This is a genomic window from Plesiomonas sp. (assembly GCF_051650925.1).
Taxonomy (GTDB): Bacteria; Pseudomonadota; Gammaproteobacteria; order Enterobacterales; family CAMTGL01; genus Plesiomonas.
This window is the reverse complement of the sequence record NZ_JBOFRH010000486.1, coordinates 1-1,140: the sequence shown is the minus strand read 5'-3', so window position 1 is coordinate 1,140 and position 1,140 is coordinate 1. Positions and strand designations below refer to the sequence as shown.

2 protein-coding genes are annotated in these 1,140 nt (G+C 53.4%); both read left to right on the top strand.

Translation table 11 applies throughout. From position 1 onward, the window contains the following. Positions 1 to 4: 4 nt before the first annotated feature. Entirely contained in the window at positions 5 to 514 is a 510-nt protein-coding gene (gene rfbC, locus ACRC27_RS11810) for a dTDP-4-dehydrorhamnose 3,5-epimerase (protein WP_438639948.1), read from the top strand. Continuing rightward, on the top strand, positions 481 to 1,140 hold a 660-nt coding region (locus tag ACRC27_RS11805; protein ID WP_438639947.1), incomplete at its 3' end, for an SDR family oxidoreductase. The genes rfbC and ACRC27_RS11805, both read left to right, overlap by 34 nt.

The following is a 1,140-nucleotide window of genomic DNA, read 5'->3' as shown; positions in this document are numbered from 1 at the left end:
CTTCATTCCACAGCGTTTTTCTGATAATCGGGGCTTTTTTACCGAATACTATTCGCGCAACCGCTATCAAATGCTGCTCGGCATTACCGATGATTTTGTACAAGATAACTTCTCTCGTTCACACGCACAGGTGCTGCGTGGTTTGCATTTTCAGGTGCAGCATCCGCAGGGGAAATTGGTGCAGGTGCTACGCGGTGAGATCTTTGATGTGGCTGTTGATTTGCGCCCCGATTCACCCACCTATAAACAGTGGCAAGCGGTAGTATTATCGGCAGAAAGTGGGCAGCAGTTGTGGTTACCGCCGGGGTTAGCGCACGGTTTTGCGGTGCTCTCTGCGCAAGGGGCTGATGTCAGTTACAAATGCACCGCACGTTACCATGCTGGTGATGAAGCTTGTCTGCGCTGGGATGACCCCGATCTGGCGATAGACTGGCCATTAAGCAACCCAATATTGTCGGAAAAAGATCGAGCGGGGAAAACATGGCAACAGTTACACGCATGCGGGTACTGCTGACCGGTGCACGCGGTCAGTTAGGCCGTATGCTGCAAGAGTCCTGCCCGCCAGAGTGGGATCTGTATACGCCAGACTCTGCTGCGCTCGATATCAGCAATCCTGCGGCAGTAGCGCTTCAAATGGCGGCGATTCAACCGCAGGTGATTATTAACTGTGCGGCCTTTACCCATGTTGATGGCGCAGAGCTGCAGCCTGAACGGGCGATAGCGGTAAATCAGCAGGGTGCATATCACCTTGCCTTGGCAGCAAAGCAGTGCGGCGCACAGATGGTACAGGTATCTACCGATTATGTGTTCGGGGCTGATGCACCCGATGCCGACACGCGCCGTGAGGGTTATCCGGAAACGGCACAGCCTAGCCCATGTAACCAGTATGGGCTAAGTAAATGGCAGGCTGAACAGGCCGTATTGCACGTATTACCCTATGCGCTGGTGATTCGTAGTGCATGGTTATTCAGTGAATATGGCCATAATTTTGTGCAGGCGATGCTAAACCTGATAGGGCAGCATGATCAGCAAACGGCAGCCCGCAGCATTGTTGCCGATCAAATTGGTTGCCCGACCTATGCGCGCGATCTGGCGGTAGCTATTGTGCAACTGATACAACAGCCGGCGGAAGGCGGTGTA